Raw genomic sequence first — 5,394 nt, forward strand, 5'->3', positions numbered from 1 at the left:
GGCCCGCCGCCCCGCCTGGGAGCGCGACCGGGTGGACGCGCAGGGGCGGGAGAAGGTCGCCGCGGAGCGCGGGGCGGCGGTCACGGCGGAGCGCGCGGCGCTGGCCTTCTCGGAGGACGCGTTCACGGCGCTGCGCACGGAGTACGAGGGCGCCAGCGAGCGGTACCGCGCCCTGGAGCTGCGCGTCACCGAGCTGCGGGGGAACGTCGCCACGGCGGAGCAGGCGCTGCAGGGGGCGCGGCACCGGGAGGCGGACTACCACGCCCGCGCCGGGGAGATCGTGGAGCGGGAGACGGACCTCCGCTACCACGAGGAGCTGGACCTGGCCTTCTCGGAGCTGCGCGCGGAGCTGAACGCGCAGGTGCGGCCGGAGCTGTCGGAGATCGCCTCCACCTTCCTCGCCCAGCTCACGGATGGCCGCTACACGGCCATGGAGATCGACGACGCGTACAACATCCTGGTGCTGGACGAGGGGGAGGAGAAGCCGGTGATCTCCGGCGGCGAGGAGGACGTCGCCAACCTCGTGCTGCGCCTGTCGCTCTCGCAGATGATCGCGGAGCGGGCGGGGCATCCGCTCTCGCTCCTCATCCTGGACGAGGTGTTCGGGTCGCTGGACGTGGCGCGTCGGGACAACGTCGTGCAGCTCCTGCACCACCTGGAGGACCGGTTCGAGCAGGTGATCCTCATCACGCACATCGAGGGGATCCGGGAGAGCCTGGACCAGGTGCTGCGGGTGGACTACGACGAGCGGACGGGGACGGCGGTGGTGCGGGAGGAGTCGTTCAGCGGCGACGACCTGCCGGAGGCGGGGATGGCGGCGGATTGAGTATGGACTGCTGAGGCCTGGCCGTGAGAGATCGCGCACCGGCGCGGTTCTCGCTGGTCCGTGACCGGGTGTCCCGAACCGAGGTGCAGCATGGATGACCATCGACCCGTCGCGCTGCCCGACGGCAGCGTGGTCCACAGCGATCCGGAGATTCTGTCCGGGGTGCCGGTCTTCGTGGGTACACGTGTGCCCGTTCAGACGCTCGTCGAGTACCTGGAAGGTGGCTACAGCGTGGACGGGTTCCTCGACAACTTCCCGACCGTGCGGCGGGAACAGGTGAACGCTTTCCTGGAGCAGGCCATGCAGGCGCTCCTCGCGCGCGTTGCGTGAGACGGGTCCTTCTCGACGAGAACCTTCCCCGCCTGCTGAAGCGCGACCTGCCCGGGTTCGACGTTCGGACGGTAGCCGAGGCGGGCTGGGCCGGTACCAGGAATGGGAAGCTTCTTCGGCTCGCGGAGGCGGAGTTCGACATCTTCCTCACCGCGGACCGTGGTCTTCCGCACCAGCAGACGGTAGGCGTCCTCGCCTTGGGAGTCGTCGTGCTGGCAGTGGGGAGCACGATGCTGGAGGACCTGCGTGCCGTCGCACCCAGGATCCGCAAGGCGATTGCCGTGGTTCGGGCAGGGGAGATCATCCAGGTGACGCCCGCGTGACTGCCGTGCGGGGGTGCATCCGGGGCGATGGTGCGCGAGGCGTCATTCACCGGCGACTACCTGCCGGAGGCGGGGATGGCGGCGGATTGAGACACTGTCCGTTCTGAAGCGAGCCCCGCGCTCGACGAATCGCGGATCGCCCCGACAGCAGAGCGGCCCGGCGGAAGTCCCGCCGGGCCGCTCACTTATCGCGCCGTTCACCGCCTTCCTCAGCGCCCTTCGTCCTCCGCGCCGGCCGGTGTCTGGAAGGCGCGCAGCTGTGACAGCTTCCCCGTCAGCCAGAGCACGTCCTGCGGGCTGAACGCCACGTCCTCCACCGACGCGCACCCGGAGGCCAGCCGATAGCTGGACCGCAGCGCGAGCGCCTCGATCCGGCGGAGGCGGACGCCGTCGCGCTTCCACCTATTCCGGTCCCGCACCGCCGAGCCGGGCGCGATCCCGGCGCGAAGCTCCGCGTTCATGCGCTTCAGCTCGCGCACGGCGACCCGCAGCTCGATCTCGGAGAGCACCGACACGGCGAGGTCCTTCACCGTCCGGACCTCTTCGTCGGTCCACTCGCGCGGCTGCGTGTCGATCACGCAGAAGCTCCCCAGCTCGTACCCCTCCGAGGTGATGAGCGGCACGCCCAGGTAGGCGATCACCCCCAGGTCGCGGATGGCCAGGTTGTCGCGCACCAGCGGGTCCTCCCGGGCGTCCGCGATCACCAGCGGTTCGCGCGAGGCGACCGCGTGCTGGCAGAACGAGTGCGACAGCGGCGTCTCCCGGCGACTCGCCCACGGCTCCGGGAGCCCGATGCAGCTCTTGAAGAACTGCCGGTCCTCGTCTACCAGGGTGACCAGCGCCACGGGGGCCGACAGGAGCCGGGCGGCCAGGCGCGCCAGCCGGTCGAATCCCTCCTCGGCGGGCGTGTCCAGCAGCGCGGCCTGGCGGAGCGCCGCCAGGCGCGAAGGGTCGCGTACGAGCGCGTGGCTCGCGGGTGCGGCGGATCGGGGCATCGGCGAACTCCTGCGGCTGGGGCGGCGGGGGTGCGGCCCCGGGCCGCGCTGTACCCCCTGAAATCGTCGGAGGCGGTGGTGGCGTGTAGCCTGTTACATGGCGTAGGCGTATAAACTTAGCACGTTTTGGCCCGGATGTAAACGTGTGTTAGTCCGCGCTCCGGGGCCGCCGGTCCGGCCTTTGCACCCGCCGCTCCTTCCTTCGGAGCGGACCCGTTCCGGAGGGAAGGCGACACGCGAACCAGGATGGAGTGATGAAGCAGCTCAGCAGCGCCGCCGAGGTGGACTCCGCCGTGTCCGGCGAGACCGCGATCCTGTACAAGCACAGCACGACGTGCCCCATCAGCGCCGCGGCCCGCGAGCAGATGGAGCACTTCCTGGAGCGGCACCCCGACGCGCCGTTCTTCATGGTGGACGTCAACGACTCGGCGGACGTGTCGAGCTACGTGGTGGAGAAGACCGGCATCGAGCACCAGTCGCCGCAACTGATCGTCTTCCGGGACGGAGACCCGGCCTGGCATGCGGCCCACTTCGACATCACGGCCGACGCGCTGGAACAGCAATTTGGGACCCCCGGGAGCTGAGCCGGCCGAGTCCCGCCTGGCCGGCGCCGGCCGCCGCGCTGGCGCCCCAGGCAGGACCCGGGTAGGTTGTGCGGCCGCCGGCCGGAGAATGGTGCCGGCCGCCCCGCGGTCCCCGTTCACCTCCGGAGGTCCCTTGCCGGAATTCCTCACCCGTCCCTGGCCGTGGTACGTGGCCGGGCCCCTGCTGGGGCTCTTCGCCCCGCTGCTGCTCCTGCTGGGGAACAAGCTGTTCGGCCTTTCCGCGAACCTGCGGCACGCCTGCGCCGCGGTGCTCCCCCGTGACGTCGCCTACTTCCGGTACGACTGGCGGCGGGAGGGCGGATGGAACCTGGCCTTCGCGCTGGGGATCCTGGCGGGCGGGGTGCTGGCGGGGGCGGTGTTCGCCAACTCCGAGCCGGTCGCCATCGCGGCGCAGACCCGGGCCGACCTGCTCGCCCTGGGGATCCGCGACTTCGGCGGCCTCGTCCCGGACGACCTGTTCAGCTGGGGCAGCCTGCTGACGCTGCGCGGGCTGACGGTGGTGGTGCTCGGCGGGTTCCTGGTCGGCTTCGGGACGGCGTACGCCGGGGGGTGCACCTCCGGGCACGGCATCACCGGCGTGGCCGACCTGCAGCCGGCCTCGTTCCTCGCCCTGGCCGGGTTCTTCGTCGGCGGGATCGTGGGGACCTTCTTTCTCCTCCCCCTTGTCCTGTAGGCGATCGTGGCGTCCTCCGCACCGGCCTCCACCACCCTGCGCCGCGGCCCCGGCCTGGCCGTCTACTTCGCCGTCGGCCTGCTGTTCGGGGTCGTGCTGATCCGCGCGGAGGTGGTCTCCTGGTTCCGCATCCAGGAGATGTTCCGCTTCCAGGGCTTCCACATGTTCGGCCTCTTCGCGACCGCGCTCCCGGTCGCGATCCTTTCCGTGCAGGCGATCAAGCGCTCCGGCGCGCGCACGCTGGGCGGCGAGCCGGTCACCATCCCGCCGAAGGCGTTCGGGCGCGGCATCCGCTACGGCGCGGGCGGGGTGGTGTTCGGGCTGGGATGGGCGCTGACGGGCGCCTGCCCCGGGCCGCTCTTCGCCCTCTTCGGCAGTGGGGTGGGAGTGATCGGCGTCGCCATCCTGAGCGCGCTCGCCGGCACCTGGACGTACGGCTGGCTCCGCCCGAAGCTGCCGCACTGAACGTCCCGACTCATGCGCGGGTCAGTCCCGCGCGAGCAGGAGACGGTCGGCCCCGCCGACGTAGTTGGAAAGGTAGAGGTCCAGCCGTCCGTCGCCGTTGAAGTCGGCGACCTCGATGTCGACCATGTGGCCGGTCAGCCCCGGCGGGAGCACCGATCCGGTCGCCTCCCTGAACGTCCCGGTCCCGTCGTTCAGGAAGGCGCGGCACGGCTTCGTGTCGTTGACGTTCGCGGTCAGCAGGTCCAGGTCGCCGTCGCCGTCCAGGTCCACGAACTCGGCGTCCAGCGTCGTCGAGGTGAACCTGCCCAGCCGGCGCGCGGTCTCGTCCGTGAAGAAGCCGCGGCCGTCGTTGATCAGGATGCGGTCCTGCGGATCGGCCCCCGCCACGAAGGCCACGTTGGCGAAGTACAGGTCGAGGTCGCCGTCCCCGTCCAGGTCCACCAGCTCCGCCTCGCGCGTCTCCTCCACGGCGGAGCGGAGGGGGAGGCGCCCCGGCGCCGCCTCGGTGAAGAAGCCGCGGCCGTCGTTGAGGAGCAGCCGGTTGTCTCCCACGTTCCCGACCACCAGGTCCAGGTCGCCGTCCCCGTCCACGTCTCCCACCTCCAGGTCCTGCGTCAGGTCGGCCAGCGCCGGGAGGCGGGTGCGCGTCTGGTCGCTGAAGTGCCCGCCGCCGTTGATGAAGAGGAAGTTCTGGCCGTGGTTCCCGAAGAGCAGGTCCGCGTCCCCGTCGCCGTCCACGTCCGCAGCGATCACCGAGTTGGCGGTCCCCCGCGCCGGGAGCCGGGCGCTCGCGTCGGTGAAGAAGCCGCGGCCGTCGTTCAGGTAGAACTCGCTGGCCTGGTCCTCCTCCCCCGCGACCACCACGTCCGGGTCGCCGTCGCGGTCGAAGTCGGCCACCGCCACGTCCTCGCTGTCGCGCTCGCCCGGCGGGATCCTCCCCACCGAGACCGTGAACCGCCCGGTCCCGTCGTTGAGCAGGAGGACGTTGGGCATGACCTCCTTGGCGATCACCACGTCCAGGTCGCCGTCGCCGTCCACGTCCACCGAGTGGGTGTCCATGCTGCTCCCCGGAGTGGCCGGGAGGTGGGTGGCGGTCGCATCGGTGAAGAGCGGGCCGCCCGCGCCCTGGCTCGCGCGGCGGGGGGCGCCGTCCGGCTGCAGCGGCGCGCCCCCGGTG

Annotated in this window: 8 protein-coding genes; 6 read left to right on the forward strand and 2 right to left on the reverse strand. The window is 71.4% G+C overall.

All coding sequences use genetic code 11. From position 1 onward, the window contains the following. From VGR37_15260 to VGR37_15270, 3 genes are all read left to right on the forward strand, one after another. A partial coding sequence (locus VGR37_15260) for an SbcC/MukB-like Walker B domain-containing protein (protein ID HEV2148762.1) occupies positions 1-826 on the forward strand: 826 nt, incomplete at its 5' end. A 90-nt stretch (positions 827-916) separates the two neighbouring features. Continuing rightward, positions 917-1,156 (forward strand): DUF433 domain-containing protein, encoded by a 240-nt coding sequence (locus tag VGR37_15265; protein ID HEV2148763.1) that lies wholly within the window; start codon positions 917-919, stop codon positions 1,154-1,156. After that, positions 1,153-1,479, forward strand: coding sequence for a DUF5615 family PIN-like protein (locus VGR37_15270; GenBank protein ID HEV2148764.1), 327 nt, complete (start codon positions 1,153-1,155; stop codon positions 1,477-1,479). The genes VGR37_15265 and VGR37_15270 overlap by 4 nt, the downstream gene beginning before the upstream one ends. Before the next feature lie 209 nt (positions 1,480-1,688). On the opposite strand, the gene VGR37_15275 is transcribed toward VGR37_15270, so the two are convergent. Beyond that, positions 1,689-2,474 carry a GAF domain-containing protein gene (locus VGR37_15275; protein ID HEV2148765.1) on the reverse strand — a complete coding sequence of 262 codons (786 nt, stop codon included), beginning with the start codon at positions 2,472-2,474 and terminating at the stop codon, positions 1,689-1,691. Between the two features lie 254 nt (positions 2,475-2,728). Here VGR37_15275 and ytxJ point away from each other — a divergent pair, with 254 nt between their 5' ends. From ytxJ to VGR37_15290, 3 genes are all read left to right on the forward strand, one after another. After that, complete coding sequence (gene ytxJ, locus VGR37_15280; GenBank protein ID HEV2148766.1) at positions 2,729-3,058, forward strand: bacillithiol system redox-active protein YtxJ; 330 nt, start codon at positions 2,729-2,731, stop codon at positions 3,056-3,058. Between the two features lie 133 nt (positions 3,059-3,191). Beyond that, the gene (locus VGR37_15285; protein HEV2148767.1) at positions 3,192-3,752 is read left to right on the forward strand and encodes a YeeE/YedE thiosulfate transporter family protein; all 561 of its coding nucleotides are present in this window, start codon (positions 3,192-3,194) and stop codon (positions 3,750-3,752) included. Between the two features lie 6 nt (positions 3,753-3,758). Further along, the gene (locus tag VGR37_15290; protein ID HEV2148768.1) at positions 3,759-4,217 is read left to right on the forward strand and encodes a DUF6691 family protein; all 459 of its coding nucleotides are present in this window, start codon (positions 3,759-3,761) and stop codon (positions 4,215-4,217) included. A gap of 21 nt (positions 4,218-4,238) precedes the next feature. Here VGR37_15290 and VGR37_15295 read toward each other — a convergent pair. Further along, positions 4,239-5,394: VCBS repeat-containing protein (locus tag VGR37_15295; GenBank protein HEV2148769.1), on the reverse strand; the 1,156-nt coding region annotated here is incomplete at its 5' end.

This window comes from Longimicrobiaceae bacterium, assembly GCA_035936415.1.
Lineage (GTDB): Bacteria > Gemmatimonadota > Gemmatimonadetes > Longimicrobiales > Longimicrobiaceae > JAFAYN01.